Source organism: Stenotrophomonas rhizophila (genome assembly GCF_001704155.1).
Lineage (GTDB): Bacteria > Pseudomonadota > Gammaproteobacteria > Xanthomonadales > Xanthomonadaceae > Stenotrophomonas > Stenotrophomonas rhizophila_A.
Genome location: NZ_CP016294.1, coordinates 68,118 through 86,634 on the forward strand (window position 1 = coordinate 68,118; position 18,517 = coordinate 86,634).

Here is an 18,517-nt window from a genome sequence, read left to right on the forward strand (position 1 = left end):
CGCCGCACGATGCGTACCCAACGCAACCGGTCCAGACGTCCCCTGTCAGATGAATCCCAGGCCTGCAGGCGACAGACGTCGCCGACGGTGCCGGGCGGGGCGGATTGTGATGTTGCCGTGAAGGCAAGTCAGTGCCGGCGGCTCACGCACGCTCACACCGGCTCACACAGACCCGCGCGGGTCAGGCGGTAAGCAGGTAGCCCTGGCCGCGCAGCGCGCGGATCGGCAGCTCGACATCGGTGGCGCTGCGCACGCGCGTGCGCAGGCGATGGACCAGCACATCCAGGCGGTGCGGATCGAAATCCCACGGGGTGTCGGTGATGTTGGCGATCAGCTGCTCGCGGGTGACGGCGCCGCCGTTGGCCGCGAACAGCAGCTGCAGCACGCCGCGCTCCATCATCGTCAGCGCCAGCGTGGCGGCGGTCGGTGCGTGCAGGGTCCAGCCGTCATCGGCCAATCGCCAGCGCGGCTGCGCCGTGGCGGGGGCCGGCGCGGTGGAAGGAGGCGACAGGCGGCGGCGCAGGCTGTGCAGGCCGGCTGCCAGCACATCCAGGTCCGGTGGCTTGACCAGATACAGGTCGGCGCCCTGGGTCAGGCCCAGCGCCATGTCGCGGGGGTCGCCACGGCCGGTCAGCATCACGATGCCGATCGAGGCCGAGGCGCGAAGGTGGCTCGCCACCGTGTAGCCGTCTTCGCCAGGCAGGCCCACGTCCAGCACCACGATGTCGCAGCGGTCGCTCAGCAGCGCGCGGTACAGGGCTTCGGCGCTGTCCAGGCCACGCACGGTCGCGCCGCGCCAGGCCAGGTCGTCCAGCAGCAGTGCAAGCAGCTCCGGGTCGTCTTCAACCACCCAGACCTTCAGCCCTTCAAGTTCCCGTACTGCAGTCACGTGGTGCGTCGCTTCCTCCGGATCCAGCCTGCAGTCTAGCCGCCGCCCGGGAACCCGCCAAATGCTACAAAAGCCGCAGTGCGGGGGCGTGTGGGTGCAAGCGACAGTGGGGCGTCGTGGTTGCCGCTTGTTCGTGTGGATCGGGGCAGGCAGCGTTGACCGCCCCTCGTTCCCACGGAGTTCCAGCATGCCCGTAGCCACCTCGCCGCCCGCCATACTCACCCGGCTCTTGCGCCACCGCCTGGAAACCTCGCTGCCCGCGGACCAACGCGAGGTCACCTGCAACGCGCTCAGCAACCTGCTGTATTCGGTCTGGAACGCCCGAGCCGTCACTGAAACCCCTCCGCCGGCTGACCGTACCAGTCGTTGGCCGATGGCGCAGATCTACCAGCGGCTGGCGGCTCCGGTAGCCGGTTCCCCTTTCGGTCCGCTCAGTGCGGATGAACACCGCACGCTGCAGCTGGTGCACTACCTGCACGAAGTGGAAGCGGCACTGCCGCTTGATCCCGGAGGCGATCCCGCCGTGCGGCGGCCGCAGAGCCAGATCCATGCCCACCTGCTGCATGAACTACGCCGCGAGTTCTCGTTGCTGCCGGTGCCGGTAACGTTGACCTGGCGCGAGCTGGCAGTCAGCGATATTGCCGTCAAGCTGCTGGCCAAGGCCGAGCGGCTGGGCTTTCAGCCCACAGAAGTACGGGCACTGGGTGCGCAGCAGTTGGACGCGGTGACAGGCGTTCACCGCGGCGGCATGAAGCTGACCCTGGTGGCGTGGAACGGCGCCGCGCCGCCCGAGCGCTCGCACGCTGCAGCCAACCCCAACGTCTGGGACCCCGGCAACCCGCTGGGCAACGAACTGGATCTGCTGCTCGCGCCCCTGCAGATGGACTGGACCGGCCTGACGCCGCTGCCCCGTTGAAGGGCGACGGCCTACTCGGCCGGCACGCCCATTTCGGTCAACAGTGCCGGCGCCGGGTAGACCTTGGCCAGCAGCCAGCGCAGGTAACGCATGTCCACGTGCACGGCGCGCTTGAAGCGCGGGTCGAACCACCAGCTTGCGCTGACCGATTCCCAGTTGCTGTCGAAGTTCAGCCCGATCAGCTCGCCGCGTGCGTTCAGCACCGGCGAGCCGGAGTTGCCGCCGGTGGTATCCAGGTTGGTCAGGAAGTTGACCGTCTGGGTCTTCAGCACCGGGTCGGCGGTGCTGCCGAAATCGCCCTTGGCGATGGCCGCCAGCAGCGGCTTGGGCGCATCGAACGGGAATGCATTGGTGTTCTTCTCGACGATGCCGGCCACGGTGGTGACCGGATCGAAATGCACCGCATCGCGCGGCGACAGCGCTTCCACCTTGCCGTAGCTGATGCGCAGGGTACGGTTGGCGTCCGGGTAAACCGCCCTGCCCTGCTTTGCCCGCCACGCAAACAGCGCCTGCATGTAGGCCGGGCGCAGGCGCAGCTGCTCGCCTTCGCGTTCCTTGCGCTCACCCTCCATGCGCAGCTGCGCGGCCACCAGCGGGCCGGCCAGGTCGATCAGCGGGTCGTGCGCCAATGCCTTGCCTTCCTTCGCAGCGGCGAAGCGGCTCAGGCGTTCGGCTTCATCACCCAGCCGCGTGCCGCTGTACAGCGTGTCCAACGCCTTGACCAGCGCGGCCGGGGTACGGCCGAATGCGGCGTCGAACTCGGGCACGCGCTGCGCATCGGGCAGCTGCTGGTAGCGGGTGAGCAGATTCGTCAGCAGCGCCTTCTCGACCTCCGACGCGTAGCGACGCTGGACCTGCTTGAGGGTGCCTTCGATCAGCGCCTGATCGCGCTGCTGGTAGCCGCTTTCGCGCTCGGTATCGGGCTTGGCCGATTCGATGCGCAGGCGCTCCAGCAGCAGCGCCGAACGCAGCAGCTGGCTCTGCGCGGCGGCCTGTTCCAGCACGAAATCGCGCTCGCCCATCGACGCGCCCTGCGACAGCGAGCCCAGCAGCGCCTGGATGTCCGGCTGCCAGGTCGCATCGGTGGCCTTCAGCATCGCCGCCTCATCGCTGGCGCGCTGGGTCTTGGCATCGCTGCGCAGCAGGCCTTCCAGCTCACCGGCGGCACGCTTGCGGTTGTTCTTCAGCGACTGCAGCTGCGCGGCATAGCGGGTGCGCGCCTGTGCGTCCTTGGCCGTGGTCGCTTCGATGGTGTCGATCATCTGCTGGAACACCGCGACCCTGCGCGGCAGCACCGTGTCGATCTGGCCGGCGAACTCGGCCGCCGTGCGGTGGCGGTAGGTGATGCCCGGGTATCCGGCCAGCATGGCGAAATCACCGGTCTTCGGGCCATCGATGGCCATCTTCAGGTGCGCCGGCGGGTGGTAGGGCACGTTGTCCGGGCTGTAGGCGGCCGGCTTGCCGTCCTTGCCCACGTAGGCGCGCAGCAGAGTGAAATCGCCGGTGTGGCGCGGCCACATGAAGTTGTCGATCTCATCGCCGTAGTTGCCGATCGCGCGCGGCGGCGCGTACACCAACCGCACATCGCTCAGTTCCAGCTGGCGGATGCGGTAGAAATCGGTGCCGTAGTACATGTCGGCCACGCTGCAGCGCACGTTGCCTTCCTGCTCGCACTCAGCCACCAGCCGCTTGCTGGCGCGGTCCACCGCATCGAAGTAGGCGCGCCCGGTCTTGCCGCGCGCATCGCGCAGCACTTCATCGGTGACCTTGTCGAAGCCGGTGGTGACCAGCACGCGGAAATCCGGGTTGGACGGGCGCTCATCGCTGCGACCCTGGGCGATGAAGCCGCCGTCGATCAGGTTGTGCTCGGCGGTGCTGTTGTACTGGATCACGCCCATGGCCACATGGTGGTTGGTCAGCAGCAGGCCGTCTTCGGAGACGAACGAGCCGGTGCCGCCCCCCGCACGCACCACGGCGCTCAGCGGCGCGGCGGTCACGTTGGCCAGGTCGGCCGGGTTGCCCTTGAACCCGGCGGCCTTCAGCGGCTTGGCCAGGTCCGGCAGCTGGGTCGGCATCCACATGCCTTCGTCGGCATGGGCGCCGGCGGCGAGGGTGAGGCCAAGGGCCAGGGCGGTGGAGAGGGTGCTGCGAGTGGCCATGGAGTTGATTCCGGCACTGTTGAACAGTCCGGGACCATAGCCGCTGCGCCCCGCAGGGGCAACGGCCGATGGTCAGGGGCCGGGGAATGACGCGCGGCTTACCAGCGCGAACGCGTTCGAACGCGCGGGGCCTCTTTCGTGGACAGGTACCACCCGGGGCGGCACGCGACGCTTACCAAGGGCTTCACGCTGCGCAGCAGCAGGCAGCCGGGCGCGATATGCACGCTCAGACAGCTGCCGGTTTCGATGCCTGCCGTGGTCATCCACATGCCACGCAGGTGGAGGGAGGGAATCAGTAGTTCGCCGGGCTCCGGCTCACGGTCGTCCTCGCGCAACGCACCAACGAGCACGCTGCGCGGCGTACGCCAGTGGTAGACGACACGCGATGGGGTGCGGGCGGATGACTGGTTTTCTTGGTCGTGCATGGTAGGCCTCTCCTTGATGTCCCCCCGCCGGAATGGCGGGGGAGTCGGGAGGCTAAAAGCCGTTAAGCAAGAAACGGTGCGACGTATTTCCACGAGGGGTGTTGTATTCGGTCACCCTCCCGACGCAGTGCATCAAGCTTGCTTGGTTGCTGAGCTTTTAGACTCAGGGCCCACCATGCGGACGGGATGACCATAACGGAATTCGGTTTTATCTGTTGATTTGGTCGAACCGGTAGGCGGTGCCTAACACTGCGTCGGAAATGGACCGCGAGTGCCCTGCATCCATTGCGGTGCAAGCACATTGCGAAGTGTGATGCGGTAGGCGAAGTTTCTTTCTGTGCGCTCTGCGCAGCATGAAACGCCAGGATTTTCCATGCCGCATTCGGCATGCACCGCGCGGTAGGGTCGGTTCCCAAACGACTGCCGACAATGTGGGCGATCGCTTTGACGCATGGACCTGTGCAATTACATGGCTGACGGAGGCGTGATGCCGATCATTGCAATGCCATCAACGGTCGCGGATGCCGCGTCGGCGGTCGATTGGGATGCGACCCCACCGGTGTCGGACTCGCAATCACACGGGCTGACGGAGGCGTGATGCCGATTATTGCAATGCCATCAACGGTCGCGGATGCGGCGTCGGCGGTCGATTGGGATGCGACCCTACCGGTGTCGGACCCGCAATTACATGGCTGACGGAGGCGGGATGCCGATCATTGCAATGCCATCAACGGTCGCGGATGCCGCGTCGGCGGTCGATTGGGATGCGACCCTACCGGTGTCAGATCAGCGCACGTCCGGTGGGGCCGTGACGCCGATCATTGTCGGCAGCCAGGCAGGGCCTGGCTCTACTTTTCCTTTCGCCAGTTGAGCGAGCCGCGGTTTTCCACCGTGCTGGATTCGATTTCGATGTCGAAGCCGCGGCGCAGCAGATACTTCAGCGTGAGTACCGAGCCGCTGCCTACCAGCGAGACGCCGTAGCCGACGTACAGCTTGGGCGAGATGTACTTGCCCACGCCGATCACCGAGCCGCCCAGCGCGCGCGACTGGCTCACGCCGGCGTCGTCCAGGCCGAGCTTGGCGCCCAGCTGCGAGGCCAGCAGGCCGCTGCCGGCCGACAGCGCCGCCGAGGCCGCGTTCACCTGCTGGGTCTGGTCGCTGCTGGCGCCGGTAAGGCTGCGCCCCAGCACCAGGAACGCCAGTGCTTCGGACTGCGACATCGACGGGTCCGACCACACGTCCACCCGGGGCGACTGCGCGCGGCCGGTCACGTCGATGCCGGCGGTGACATCACCCACCCGGCGCTCTGCACGGATGTTGATGCGCGGGTCGGACACCGCGTTGAAGTTCCAGTTGAGGTTGCCGCGGGTGATGGTCAGGTCCTGGCCATAGGCCTTGTAGCGGCCACTCACTTCCAGCGCACCGTTGGCGGTCATCTCGCGACCGGGCCGCGCCCACACCTGCATCTTGCCGCCCAACCCGCCCTTGAGGCCGAAGCCGGCCATGCGGACCTTGTCGCCCAGGCTTACGGTCAGGTCCATGTCCAGCGGCAGGCTCGGGCCTTCTTCCGGATCGGCCGGGTCCAGCACCACCACGTCTTCGGAGACCGAGGTGCCGCGATCCAGCCGCTCCAGATCCAGGTCGGCTTCGGGCACGTGCACGGTGCCGCGCAGCTGCATGGCCGCCTTGGCCAGGGTGAAGTCGAGGTTGGGGTTGGCCACGATGCGCAGTTCCGGCGTGTTGGACAGCAGCACGTTTTCGCCGTGGATATGCAGCTGCAGCGGCTGTGCATCGCCGAACCACGACAGCCCGCCGTCGACGTACAGCGTGCCCTTGCCCGAGTTCGCCTGTGCGGTGATCTTCGCCGAACCATCCGGCTGCGCGGTGAAGCTGCCGCTGCCCTGGTCGAAGGTCAGGCCCAGCGCCGGGAATTCCCCCTTGAAGTTGCTCAGCTTGGCGTCGCCGCCCAGCGACGGCGTGCCGCGCGTACCGCGCAGGCTGACGTGGCCTTCGATCAGGCCGGTGGGGCGCACGATGTCCGGCGAGAACAGCTCGATCCAGTACAGCCGCGACATGTTGAGGTACAGCTCGCCGTTGAGTGGCGCGTTGGCATCCCAGCCGGTCTGCACCTTGGCATCGACGAAGCCGTTGCCCTGGAAGCCGACACCGAGCTTGGCGTTGATCTGCGCCGGGGTCATTTCCAGCGTGGCCGAGAACTGGTCGTAGCGCACCAGTTCGCCGCGCGCGTTGTCGCCCAGGCGGATGCCGCCCTCCAGCGAGGCGATCCTGGCGCTGCCTTCCCACGCGTTGCCGCGCGGGCGGATCTGCCCATCCAGGGTGATTTCGCCGCGCAGGTGCAGGCGGCGCCCGGATTGCGGCGGCAGCCACGGCTGCACCAGCGCCAGCGGCAGCGCATCGCCGCGCACCTTCAACCCATCACGCGGCCAGTTGGCGCTGGCGCACAGCGCGCCGCCGGTGGCCGCGCCCAGGCAGGTGTCGGTCAGGGTGAAATTGCTGCCCTGGATACCGAAGGTGGCCGGTGCGCGCAATGCCCACGCATCGCCCTTGATGGGTGCGATCCGCAGCGCGGCGATATCGCCCCGCCATGCATTCCCCTGCTGGCGTACCCCGCCTTCCAGCGCCACCGCACCCAGTTCGTTCTTCGCCTGCGCATCCAGCCGCAGGTTGGACACACTGCCGCGCGCGTCCACGTTGATCGTGTCCAGCAGCATGCCGGCCTGCACCTTGGTGCCCTGCAGCGCCAGGGTTCCGTTGCTGCCCTGCCAAGGCAGGCGGCCACGGATGCTCAGCGCTTCAGCGCTGTAATCGGCATAGCGCAGCCCGCTGCCGACCAGGTCGGCGGTGATGTCCGGTGCGGTGCGCGGTCCGCGCACCTGCACCTGGCCACGCAGCGTGCCGGTGCTGCCGGGCATCAGGTCATCCAGTTGCACCGGTTCCAGTTGCGCCTGCACATCGAGGCGGTCGCCGACGCTGCCGCGCGCGGTCAGGCGGCTGTTGCCCACCGCCAGGCGCACGTTGCCTTCGCCCTGCTGCCCGCGCAGCGCGAAGCGGCCCTGCGCATCCACGCGGCGGTTGCGCAGCATGCCGTTGATGCCGGGCACGTCCACGGTGGCTTCATAGATGCCGGCGGTACCGGCCGGGCTGCCCGCCGGCGGCGGCAGCTGGCGGCCCTTGGAGGCCACGTTGCCGGACAGGCGGCCATCCCACCCGGGCACGAAGTAGCCGGGATCGAATGCAGCCAGCTTGGCGGCCACGTCCCAATCCAGCTGCGGCGCCCACGCCACCTGGCCGGTCACATCGAGCGCGCCGCCGGGGGTCTTGGCTTGCAGCTGCTTGATCCGGGCGGCGGTGTCGCTGCCGCGCACATCGAACGTCAGGTCGGCCGATTGCTGTTCGCGCTTCACCGAGGCCGTGCCGACCGCCGCCCAGTTCTTGAGCGTGCCGGCCAGGCCCATGCGCGCTTCGTTGAGCGTCACCGGTACCGGTTTGGCGGCGCCCGGCGTGGTGGGGTCGGCCTCGGGCACGAAGGTCAGGTCGTTGGCGACGATCGCAAAGCGCAGGCTGGCATTTTCGCGGTCACGGAAATCGGCGGTGCCCTGCAGCCGGGCCTGGCCACCGAAGCCCTTCACCACCAGCGGTGAGACGGTCAGTACCTGGTCGGCCAGGCCGACATTGGATGGCGCCAGCTCCACCGCCAGATCGCCCTGCTGGATGCGGCCCTGCAGGTTGGCCTGCCCGCCCTTGCCGGTGGCCTGGAAATCCAGCGACAGCGGCGTGCTGGTACTGGCATCCATGCCCGGCACCAGCAGAGCCAGGTCCAGTTCCTTGCTGCGCGCACTGGCCTTCCACACCGGTTCGTCGCGGCCGTCGAAGACCAGGCTGGCCTGCAGCGGCGCGGGGGCATGCCCGGCCAGCGCGATTTCCATGCGGTCCAGGTTGCCACGGGCCACCAGCCCAAGCCGCGCCGGGGTGCGCCCGCGCGGTGCCGGCAGCACCGCGCCGATGGTGATGTCGGTGGAATAGTCGTTGCGCGGCACATAGCGGCCGTCCACACGGAAGTCGCCCAGGTCGCTGTCCACCTTGAGCTGGCGCGCGCGGAATTCGCCGTTGGCAATTTCCAGCCCACCGCGCAGCCTGGTGATGTCGATCAACGGTTCCTGCGCCTGGGTGATGCGGAAGCCATCGATGATGATGGTGTCGGCCTGGATCGCCAGCGGCATTTCGATCTGCGGCAGCGAATCGGGCCACGAGGGCATTTCGAACGGTTCATCGCTCTTGGCCAGGTTCAACGTGGCGTTCTTGATCTGCAGCGCATCCAGCTGCAGCTTGCGGCCCAGCAGCGGGCGGATATCCGGATCCAGGTACGCGCGCTCGGCGGTGAAGTGGATGTCGTCGTAGCGGAAATCCAGGTTGTGCAGCACCAGCGGCCCGGCCACCGGGCCATCCACCTTGCTCCAGGTCAGCGTGGCGCCCACCGGCAGCCGCGCCACAACCTGGGCCAGCAGCACATCGCGCCCGGCCACGGTCTGCAGCAGCCAGTACACCAGCAGCAGTGCCAGCAGCACCAGGCCCAGCACGGTGAAGCCGGACCACGCCCAGAACCGGCGCTTGCGGTAGAAGCGCACGCGCGGCGGCGGCGGGGTTGGCGTGGTCGGGGTCGGCGTGCTCACAGGTCCGCTCCCACGCTCAGGTACAGCTGGAACTTCGAATCCGGATTGTTCAGACCGTGCGCGATGTCCACGCGCACCGGACCCACCGGTGATTTCCAGCGCACGCCGAAGCCCACGCCGGTATGCAGGTCGATGGTGTTGTCGAACGCGCTGCCGGTATCGACGAACACCGCGCCGCCCCACGGCCCGCCCTTGAAGTAGTGCTCATACTCGGCCGAGGCGGTCACCAGGTTCTTGGCACCCAGTGCGAATTTATCCGGCGGAGGCGTGCGCGGGCCTACTTCACGGAACGCGTAACCGCGGATGCTGCGGTCGCCACCGGCGAAGAAGCGCAGGCTGGGGGGCATCGCCACCAGGTCGCTGGTCCAGGTGGTACCCCCTTCGCCGCGCAGGATCAGGCGGTCGGCATCGCCGACCGGAATGAACCAGCGCAGCATCACGCTGGCCTGCACGAAACTGGTATCCGAACCTGCGCCTTCGATGCCGCCACGCATGGTGGCGCTGCCACTGATGCCCTTGCGCGGGGCCAGGCGGTCATCGACATTCACGTAGTCGGCCACCAGCTGCGGATACACCAGCGTGGAGGTGTTGTAGATCGCGTTGGTGAATTCGGTGCCCGAGGCATAGCGCCAGCGCTCGCGCAGGGCGTTGATCGAGGCGATGGCCGTCCAGTTCTCGTTGATCTCGCCGCTGCGGCTGCCGATCAGCTTGAAGTTGCGAAGGTCGATGTAGTCGGTCTGCTCGTCATACGCGCTGGCGGTGAGCCCGTACCACCCGTCCAGCCACTTGAACGCCGGGATCCGGTAGGTGGTGACAAGACTCTTGCGCTTCTGCGCGTAGTCCAGCTGGGTGTTCATCTTGTGGCCGCGGCTGTTGAGGAAGCGCCGCTCCAGGCCGCCGCGCACACCGGCGCCGCTTTCGCTGCCGTAGCTGATACCGGCCGTGTAGATGCTGCGCTTGGCCCGGGTCAGGGTGACATCCACCGGCACGTTGCCGTTCTCGTCGGCCTGGTCCGGCTGCGGCTGGATGTCGATGACGCTGAAGTAATCCAGCTTGGTCAGCGATTCGCGCAGGCGGTCCAGCTTGCCTTCGTGGAAGTAACTGCCCTTTTCCCAGTACACCAGCGGGTCGAACAGGCGCTCCACGAAGTAATCCTGGTGGAAGCGGATATCGCCCATGTTGTAGCGGCGGCCGCTGTCCCAGGTGAGATCGATGTCGGCGGCATTCTCGGCGCGGGTGATCTCGACCCGGCGCTGGGTGAAATCGGCATCGAAGTAGCCACGTTCGGCCAGGCGCCGGGTGATGGTCACGCGGCTGGCGTCGTACAGCGTGTGCTCGAAGCGCTGGCCCTTGCGCGGCCGGAAGTTCTCCAGGTCTTCCTGCAGGTACTGGTCCAGCTGGGCCGGACCGGTGATGTCTATGTTCTCGCGCCGCACCAGGGTGGGCGGACCACGATCGACATGGATCACCACGCGCAGGTTCTCGCCTTCGCGCGGGCTTTCCACCGTGATCACCGGGTTGTAGTAGCCGAATGGTTCCAGCGCGCGCCGGGTCTGGCGCTCGGCCTGCGACAGCAGGTATTCCAGCCGCGACTCGCCCTGTTCCTTGCCAATGGTGTCGTACAGCGACAGCGAGACTTCGATGTTCTCGATCATCTCGGCATCGTCGTCCCTGTCCAGGCCGGTGATGTCCACCTTCTCGATGGTGCCGCGCGCATGCGCGGTCGAGGCGATGGCCAGCGACAGGAACATCAGTGGCAGGGCGTATTTCAGTGAAATCATGGGCAACAGGATAGCCGGACGGGTCGATCACGCAACAACGGGGGCCGCCAGGGGCTCACCCAAGCTGGTCGAGGAAGGCCTGCCAGTCGCGCGGCGGCGACACGAAGATTTCATAGACCCCGCTGCCCTGGCCCGATTCGATGCACAGGGTGAAGAAGCGTGGGGGCGCGTGCGTGTCGTCCGGGTCGGGCTGGCAGACGAAGTAGCTGTCCGCTCCGCCCTGCGTATCGCGCATGCCGATCACCTGCACATCCGGCTGCAGGCCCAGGTTGATGGCATCCCATGCCACGCCCTCCGGCGAGGTGGCCTGTTCACGCAGCAGCTTCACCGGCCCGGGACGGTAGCTGTCGTCCGGCAACCAGCCTTGGGTCAAATAGCCGGCTGCGCCTACCAGGTCGTCGGTGAGCACGCGACGGCCATAGGCTTCGAAATTCAGTTCAGGGTCGCGCAGCGTGGTGAGCGTGTGCTCCTGCGCGGCGGAAAGCAGCGAGGCTGCCGTACCGGCGATGCCCACCGGAGCGCGAGGATGATGGGGGCTCAGCAGGTTCAGTGGCGCACCGGGTCCGCTCCGTTCGATCTGCATGTTTTCTTCCAGGGATATCGGCACGGCGGCACAGGCGGGGAGATGATCGCCGTTGCCGCGCTGTGTCAGCGTGAAGGGAATGTTGGCTGCCGCCCGGAACGGGCGGCGGGCACGCTCCACCACGTGCCCGCCAACCATGTGCTGCCGGGCTTACAAGCCTCCGTCGTCCAGATCGGTCGGCAGCCAAAGGCGCGGCACCGGCAGGTCGCTCTCACGGGGCGGGTTGCGCAGCAGTTCTGCCTCGGCCGCCTCGCGGCGCGCCGGATCGGCCTTGTCCAGCAATGCACTGCGGATTCCGGCACGAACCGCATCGATGTCCTCGCCGGCCGCCTCCCATTGCGCCCGGGTGCGCTGCAGCTCGCGCTCCACCATGAGGCCCAGGCGCCATTCGGTGCGTTCCGGGTTGTCGACGAAGTGGTAATAGACCCGCGTCTTCACGTTGGGCAGCACCTCCATCAAGGCCTCAATTCGCCGGTTACAGCTGGTGGTGCAGGGATGCATGGCCGTCACCGCAGTCCACTTGCCGTCCACCGCCGGCACCGGGGTGTTGACGTCTGCACGGAGGGCGGCGGCCAGCTCCGGTGCCGCAGCGGTCATCTGGTTGACCAGCTCGTCCATGACCTTGCCCTCGCTGCAGGAACGGACCTCGAACACCCGATAGGGCCCCGGCGTGAGCGCGCGGACATTGGATGGCAGCAGCTGCGCGTCGCCAAGCAGCTTCTGCATCGACTCGGGCAGCGCACTGCGCGGCAGCGCCTCAAGCTGGTTGGCGTCCAGGTCGCGCAACCGCACCCAGCCGGCGGTGCCGTCAGCGCCCACCGGACCGATCCGCGCGCGCAGGTCCTCGTCGGTGAGGATCACCAGCCCGGAGCCGCGGGCACGTTCGCTGCTGGTGGTCAGCAGGTCGGCACCCATTGCATAGTCCGAGCGGAAGCGATCGTGCGGCGGAATGGGCGTTTCGGTGCGCTGCTTGCCCTTGCCCTTGTAGCTTTTCTCGACCTGGTCATCGGCCACGAACACGCGCCGGATCGGTGTGGTGCCCACATACCCGCTCCCTTTCATCCATGCTACCGGGGGCCCGCTGTACGCGCCGCCCTGCAGTGGGAAAGCCGGCAGCGACAACGGTTCGCCATTGAAGCGCAGGTCCTCCAGCGCATAGGTCATGAAGTTCTTGACCCGGAAGTTGCGCTCGTGCATCAGGTCCATTGTCGCCAGCTCGGCAATGCGCGCCAGCTTGGGCTCCGGCAGCGACTTGCCCTGCGCCTGCAGCGCGCGCTTCTCGGCCTTCAATGCCTCCGACTCGGCCAGCAACGCGCGGATGCCGGCGTATTCCTGCTCGGCGCGCTCGTGCAGCTGGTAGAGCTGATGGTTGACCGCGTCGCGGGTGGCTACCTCCTCCTGGGTCAGGGACACGCCTGCGGGCGGATCACACGTGTCCAGGCCGCGCTTGACCCGCGCCCCGGGCAGCGCGCGCGGCAGCGTGCACGCGCGCAGCAGCGGGGTCTGCTTCATGTGGTCGACCACCGCGCGGCGCAACCCGTCGGGGGTCGACAACGGCTGCCGCTCGGTGGCGTCCAGCTGCGCGAAGATTCCCTCCTCCCAGCTCTGCACGGGGTTGCCGCTGCCATCGGCAACCGGGATGTAAGGCCGACCATCGCCGCCGAAGGCCAGCTGCCCGGCCATGCCGTCCCGCGAGGGATGACGGAACACGAGCATCGCCGCATCGCTGGTGGCACCGGCGGTAACACTCCAGTCCCGTCCCGGCACGATGGCCTGCAGGTGGCTGCCCAGCAGCTGCACTTCCGACAGCGAGCGGATACGCCCGCCCACCACCGCTTCCCGCTGCTGCCTCCGCGAACGGTTGCCGAGCACGTCGGCCACCTTGGCCGCGGTCTGCTGCGGGAACAGCCAGGACTCGGCATGCTGTTTTAGCTCGCGATCGCTGTCGACCAGGGCCTGCGCTTCGGCCCGGGTCAGCGCCGGGTAGTGCTTGACCAGGTTGTCTGCAGCCGCGGGCAGGCGATGCTGCATGGCGGCCCAGCGCTGCCAGGTCTGCAGGCTCTGCGCGGGTGCGGCGGCGATGGTGTGCGCCAATGCTTCGCGCACCGCCGTCATCAGCGTGTCCTGGCTGGCGTCCGCCTCCAATCCCAGGCGCGCGAGCAGCGCCTGCTCGTCGGCTGCGTCAACCAGCGCTTCCAGCGTAGGCAGCGTGCGCGCATCGTCCGTGCGGACGAATACGCCGACCGGCCCGTTTCCGAAACGTGCTCCGCGCGTCCAGTCGCCGACTTCCTCGATGTAGGTTTCCACGCTGCGCCCGTTGCCGAGGGCGGGCGTATCGGCCCATGCCCGCAGGATCATGGCTTCATCGCCGGGCAGGCCCAGCGTGTCGGGCGCATCGACGATCTGCTGGATGCGCGCTTTCATGCTCAGCTCGCGCACCGTCTGCAGCAGGTCGGTGTCCGGCCGTTGCTTGAGGGTAAGGAACCCGAACACCGCCTCCAGCTCATCAAGTTTGGCCGGCGGCAGCATCCCGGCCTCGGGCACCGCCTTGACCCACTCCGGCCTGTCCAGCATCGACGCCGGGGTGGTGGTTCCGCGAAGGGACGGCCGCTGGTCCATGCGGCGCCACTGGCCCTGCTGGTAGCGTACCGGCGCACCGGCCGCATCCGCGTCGAGCGGATCGCGCAGGCGGCGCACGCCGTGGGGGTCCAGCCAGGTTTCCACGAAGGCACCTTCGTGCCGCACGAATTCGCGCCCGTTCTGCCGATACAGCGTGCCGCCACCCCGTTCCTCGCGGGTCAGCATCGGCGCCTCGTCCAGGGCCGTGCGCGGGACCGCCAGTGCGTCGGTGAGCACGCCGCTGCGGTCGAACGCGCGACCCTGCGCCTTCCACTCCACCAGTGCCCGCGCGGCCTCGGCGGGGGTTCGCATCGCGCCGCGCCCGAGGCGGAACAGCATGGCCGGAATGGCGCTAATGGCGCTGACCTGGGCGATGTCCGCGGCATCCAACAGCCCGCCGCCCAGCTCAAGGATGGCGGCATCCCTGTCACCGCGCTCCAGTTGATCGACGCCCGCACGGATGCTCTCCGCAACCAGCGCCAGCGTGCCCGCCACGCACAGCGCAGCGCCCGCGCCGGCGGTGGCCAGCGAGCACACCGCGCCGACACCGATCGCACCGATCAGCTTGAGGGTGTCGCCCAGCCGTTCCAGCTGGCTCAGCGTCATTTCGTCCACATCGCCCATGCGCGCGGCGATGAGCGCGGCGGCCGCTGCCGTGGGGCCGCGCGTGGCCACGAACCCGACGGGGAGGCTTCGCGAGGTGGCGGTGTGCTGGAACATCGCCGCCAGGTCCGGATGATGCCGGTACTGGGCGCGGGCGCGGATGTAGCCCTCGGCGTCGGGCTGGCGCAGCCATTCGCCAAAGGCGCGCTCATCCAGCAGGCGATCACCGTGCGCGGTGTCGGGCAGGAATACATGGCACCCACGCGGGGTACGGATGGCCCACAGTCCCACGATGGCATGGCCCTTGAGCGTCACCCCCTGCAACGTGGAAGCCCGCGTGCCGACCGTATCCAGGTTGGCATGCGCGGTCTTCAGCGCGGCATGCGTGGCGGCATCCAACGCACCGTCCTGCCGGGCAACCTCGATCATCCACGCGGTGCGGGCCCGGATCTGGTTGCCCAATGCAGTGGCGAACGCCTGTCCTTCCGCAGTGCCCGGCAGCGCACGCAGGTGGTCGAGATAGGCGTCCGCCAGCCGGTTGCTGTCTGCGAAGTCCTCCAGCACTCCGCAGATCGCGCGGCGCAGCGCCGGATCCTGCAAGGCTCCGCTCAGCGCGTCATCCCTGCTCAACGCGCCCTCCGCGTCGCGCCGGTGGGCCACCATCTGCATCGCGTCCAGGGTCTCATCGTCCAGCCACGACGCCGCTGCCAGCCGCGCATTGGGCAGGCCTGCAGCGTCCGGCGACCAGTCCGGCAGGTTGCCCGGCATCGCCGGGCGGCGCAGCCCATGCTGCTGCCAGCCGCGCGTGGCCCAGTCGGTCAGGTCCATCTCCTGGCCGCCGACACGCAGCCGCACCTGGTCCGGATCGAACCCTTCCAGCGAGCCCTGCAGGCCCGCCATGCGCAATGCAAGCTGCATCGCCTCGGTCACACTGGCATGCGCATGCTGGCGCAGGGACTGCAGCGCACTGTCCTGCTGCTGGCGGTACGCCGTTTCAGCTGCCACGTTGGCGATGCCCAGCGGGCTCCAGCGCAATCGATTGCGCTCCAGGCGCTCGTTCGCCAGTGCCTCGCCGTGTTCGACCAGCGCGTCGGCCCACTGCTGGCGGTTCCCTGCCGCCTCGTCAACCGGCGCGAACGCCAGCTTGAAACTCTCAATGGGGTTCCACGCCTGCGGCCCGCGCTGGCCGCTCTGGTAGCGTGCCAGCCGCGCTTCCCATGACTGCACCAGCCCGCGCACGGCGACGCGCTGGCCTGGCAGCGCGGCCTGCACGATGTCGTCGGCCAGCGTGCGGTCAATACCGCCGTCGCCCGCGAACGCGCCCGTGCGGGCACGCTGGGTGTCCAGGAACTGGCGGAACGCGCTTTCATCGCCGAAGGCCTGGAAGCGGGCAAGGTCCGCGCGGTACAGCACCACCTGCCCGTGCAGGCCCGGCTCACCGGCACTGCGCAGCACCAGGTAGTTCGGCACCTGCACGGTCACGGGCGTGCCGTTGGGCAGACGGTCGGTGTAGGTCAACGTGGCGCGTTCGACCGCGCCGGTTCCCTGCAGGAACCCCAGCACCACGTCGGCTCCGCGTCGGTGCGCGCTGCCGCTGCCCAGCACGCCCTGCGCCTTGGCCTTGAGGGCATCGATGACCAGCCGCGACTGCAGCGCGCGGCTCAGCGCTGGCCGTACCTGCTCGGCCGCTGCCGTGATTCGCGCGCGGAGGCCCTCGATATCGGTACCGCTGACGAAGCGGGCCAGCGTCGCCTGTTCGACTGCCGACACCGGCAGGTCACCGCGCAGGAACGAGGCGCCCGCGTGGTCGTCGCGTCCCATGCAGAACTGCAGCAGTGGCAGGCGATCATCCACCGTCATCCCGGCCACGCGGACGGACGGCAGGCGCACCTCGATATCGCGCCACTCCCCGCTCCAGCCCACGTCCTGCAGGACGGCGCTGATCGTCGCATCCGTCGCCGCTTCCACCGCTGCCAACGCCGGCGTGAGCGTGCGCAACGCCTGCCATTGGCTCACCAGCAGTTCCTGCTCCGATGCCGGTAGTGTCGCAACCCAGGCCCAGCCCGGATGGGTGGCGAGGTCGCGGGCGACCGCCACCGACCATACGCGTGCCGTCTGCGCCTGCTGCATCAGTGCGGGGTCGGCGCGAAGTGCTTCCAGCTGCTCGGGCGATACTCCCTGAAGCTGCCCGGCAGTGACGTCGCGGGCAACGGGCAGTGCGCCATCCGTGTCGGGGGCTGCGCGGCGCACCCGCGCACCGCGTGGCGCCGGATCGAGATCGCCCAGCAGCAGGTCCAGCCCGGTACCCCACTGGCCATCTGGCAGCGCCACCACCTCGACGGCCAGCTGTTCGGCCAGCGCGATCGGCGCGGCGGCGGCGGTGTCTGGCCAGAAATAGCGCTTCAAGCCCATCACTGCCGCACCCGCACCGGTTACCGTCGCTGCCGCTGCCAGCGCCAGCCGCGTCCGTCGCAGGTTAGGGAACATGCGCGCGGTGCTAGCCGCTCCCGTCGCCACTTCAACTGCTTCGGGCGACATCAGCGGCTCGGTCACCACCTCGCGCAGCGACGAGCCGCCCATCAACGTCATTTCCACCGGCGGGGGCGCCTGCGGCACCGCCTGGAAGCCGCTCCACGCGGCCTGTCGCAGCATGGCAATACCCGCACCCAGCCCGGCCAGCAAGCCCCCTTGCAGGGGCGATGCCGGCGAGCGCGCGGCGTCGCCCGGCGCTACGGCAGGGTGGCCAGGCAGCGGGGTGGCGACCGTTCCGCCGACGCATGGCGCGCCGGGGGGGCGCGCCGCCTCCAGGTCGGGCGTGCTGCCATGCCAGTCCGGCACCACCGCCTCTCGGCGGTCCACCGCCTTCTGGTGCAGGATACGCGCCTGCTTTTCCGCCTTGGTCAGCTTGTTCCTGGGCGCGGCCAGAACATCGCCCTCGGCACGGTGAGTCGGTTGCAACAGCGCGCCGCCCACCCCGTTCAACACGGCAACGCGCTGCCAGTGATTGGGCAGCTCGGCTATGAACCGGGCCATGCCCTGCAGCGGTGCCATTGGTCGGGGCAGCGCGCGTTGCACCTGCCAGAGCAGTGCGGCCACCGCGAGCGCCGACACCAGGTGACCGCCGCCAAGGGTGGGGCGCAGCTGCGCGTCGGCCTGTGCGATCTGCTCATGCAGGGTCCACAGGCTGGCCCGCAGTGTTTCGGGCAACGACTGCACCAGCGCGTCGAACTGCTCATGACTGCGCAGCGACGGAAGCGCCGCCGCCAATGACGGCAACACGGCGGCCACGCTGCCCCACGTGCCGGTGAATACGCTGCGGGCGAGCTGGCCTGCGGTCATCGCGCTGCTGGCCCAGCCGGGCAGTTCGGCCATCAGTGTGGTCCACGCTGCCCGCGTCAACGCGCTGTCCAGCGTGTTGATGCCCAGGTGGCGCAGCATCGCCACATCGCGACCTCGCGCGGCAAGCGCCTGCTCCATCCGCTGGGTGATGGCGTCGCGTTCTACCGGCGTGGTGGCAGCGGCGATGTACTTTTTCATCGTCCACGCCAGCGCGGCGCGTTCCGGCGCTTCTGTTTCGAGGATCGCATCATGCACCGCCCTCTCACGCGGGGTCAGCACAACATCCAGTGCGGTGGCTTCCCGCGGATACGGCGATGTCGCATTGCTTACATGGGTGGGGGTATTTGCGCCTGTCCCAGCCGCATCCTGCGCCACAGGCTCGTTGGCCGGTGCGTTGAACGGGTTGAAGGTAGACAAGGCGCCAGCGGCGCGATCGAAGATGGGCATGCGGCAGAACTTCCATGCGAAGCGGGGGCGAGCCGCGCAGGACGCACGCGACGTGTCGGTGCCGC

8 protein-coding genes are annotated in these 18,517 nt (G+C 68.5%); 1 reads left to right on the forward strand and 7 read right to left on the reverse strand.

From position 1 onward, the window contains the following. Positions 1 to 181 precede the first annotated feature (181 nt). Positions 182 to 889 carry a response regulator transcription factor gene (locus BAY15_RS00255; protein WP_068847901.1) on the reverse strand — a complete coding sequence of 236 codons (708 nt, stop codon included), beginning with the start codon at positions 887 to 889 and terminating at the stop codon, positions 182 to 184. A 187-nt stretch (positions 890 to 1,076) separates the two neighbouring features. Between BAY15_RS00255 and BAY15_RS00260 the strand changes: the two genes are divergently transcribed. Then, complete coding sequence (locus BAY15_RS00260) at positions 1,077 to 1,805, forward strand: hypothetical protein (RefSeq protein ID WP_157771654.1); 729 nt, start codon at positions 1,077 to 1,079, stop codon at positions 1,803 to 1,805. A gap of 11 nt (positions 1,806 to 1,816) precedes the next feature. Here the strand turns inward: BAY15_RS00260 and BAY15_RS00265 are convergent, their stop codons facing one another. The 6 genes from BAY15_RS00265 to BAY15_RS00290 all read right to left on the reverse strand — a co-directional run bounded on the left by BAY15_RS00265 (position 1,817) and on the right by BAY15_RS00290 (position 18,452). Beyond that, the gene (locus BAY15_RS00265; protein WP_068847905.1) at positions 1,817 to 3,964 is read right to left on the reverse strand and encodes a S46 family peptidase; all 2,148 of its coding nucleotides are present in this window, start codon (positions 3,962 to 3,964) and stop codon (positions 1,817 to 1,819) included. Positions 3,965 to 4,062: 98 nt separating this feature from the next. Next, positions 4,063 to 4,389 (reverse strand): SymE family type I addiction module toxin, encoded by a 327-nt coding sequence (locus BAY15_RS00270; protein WP_068847907.1) that lies wholly within the window; start codon positions 4,387 to 4,389, stop codon positions 4,063 to 4,065. Between the two features lie 848 nt (positions 4,390 to 5,237). Then, on the reverse strand, positions 5,238 to 9,080 hold the full coding sequence (locus BAY15_RS00275; RefSeq protein ID WP_068847908.1) for a translocation/assembly module TamB domain-containing protein: 3,843 nt from the start codon (positions 9,078 to 9,080) through the stop codon (positions 5,238 to 5,240). Next, entirely contained in the window at positions 9,077 to 10,861 is a 1,785-nt protein-coding gene (locus tag BAY15_RS00280) for an autotransporter assembly complex protein TamA (protein ID WP_068847910.1), read from the reverse strand. Before BAY15_RS00280 ends, BAY15_RS00275 begins: the two co-directional genes overlap by 4 nt. Positions 10,862 to 10,916: 55 nt before the next feature. Beyond that, positions 10,917 to 11,444: a hypothetical protein gene (locus tag BAY15_RS00285; protein ID WP_141236222.1), complete on the reverse strand. Its 528-nt coding sequence runs from the start codon at positions 11,442 to 11,444 to the stop codon at positions 10,917 to 10,919. A 150-nt stretch (positions 11,445 to 11,594) separates the two neighbouring features. Further along, the gene (locus tag BAY15_RS00290) at positions 11,595 to 18,452 is read right to left on the reverse strand and encodes a hypothetical protein (protein WP_068847914.1); all 6,858 of its coding nucleotides are present in this window, start codon (positions 18,450 to 18,452) and stop codon (positions 11,595 to 11,597) included. Between the last annotated feature and the right edge of the window lie 65 nt (positions 18,453 to 18,517).

What these genes read in the sequence shown, in the direction of transcription:
- BAY15_RS00265 (WP_068847905.1), bottom strand. Translation starts at nt 3,964, where the DNA reads ATGGCCACTCGCAGCACCCTCTCCACCGCCCTGGCCCTTGGCCTCACC.
- BAY15_RS00285 (WP_141236222.1), bottom strand. Translation starts at nt 11,444, where the DNA reads ATGCAGATCGAACGGAGCGGACCCGGTGCGCCACTGAACCTGCTGAGC.
- BAY15_RS00280 (WP_068847910.1), bottom strand. Translation starts at nt 10,861, where the DNA reads ATGATTTCACTGAAATACGCCCTGCCACTGATGTTCCTGTCGCTGGCC.
- BAY15_RS00290 (WP_068847914.1), bottom strand. Translation starts at nt 18,452, where the DNA reads ATGCCCATCTTCGATCGCGCCGCTGGCGCCTTGTCTACCTTCAACCCG.
- BAY15_RS00270 (WP_068847907.1), bottom strand. Translation starts at nt 4,389, where the DNA reads ATGCACGACCAAGAAAACCAGTCATCCGCCCGCACCCCATCGCGTGTC.
- BAY15_RS00260 (WP_157771654.1), top strand. Translation starts at nt 1,077, where the DNA reads ATGCCCGTAGCCACCTCGCCGCCCGCCATACTCACCCGGCTCTTGCGC.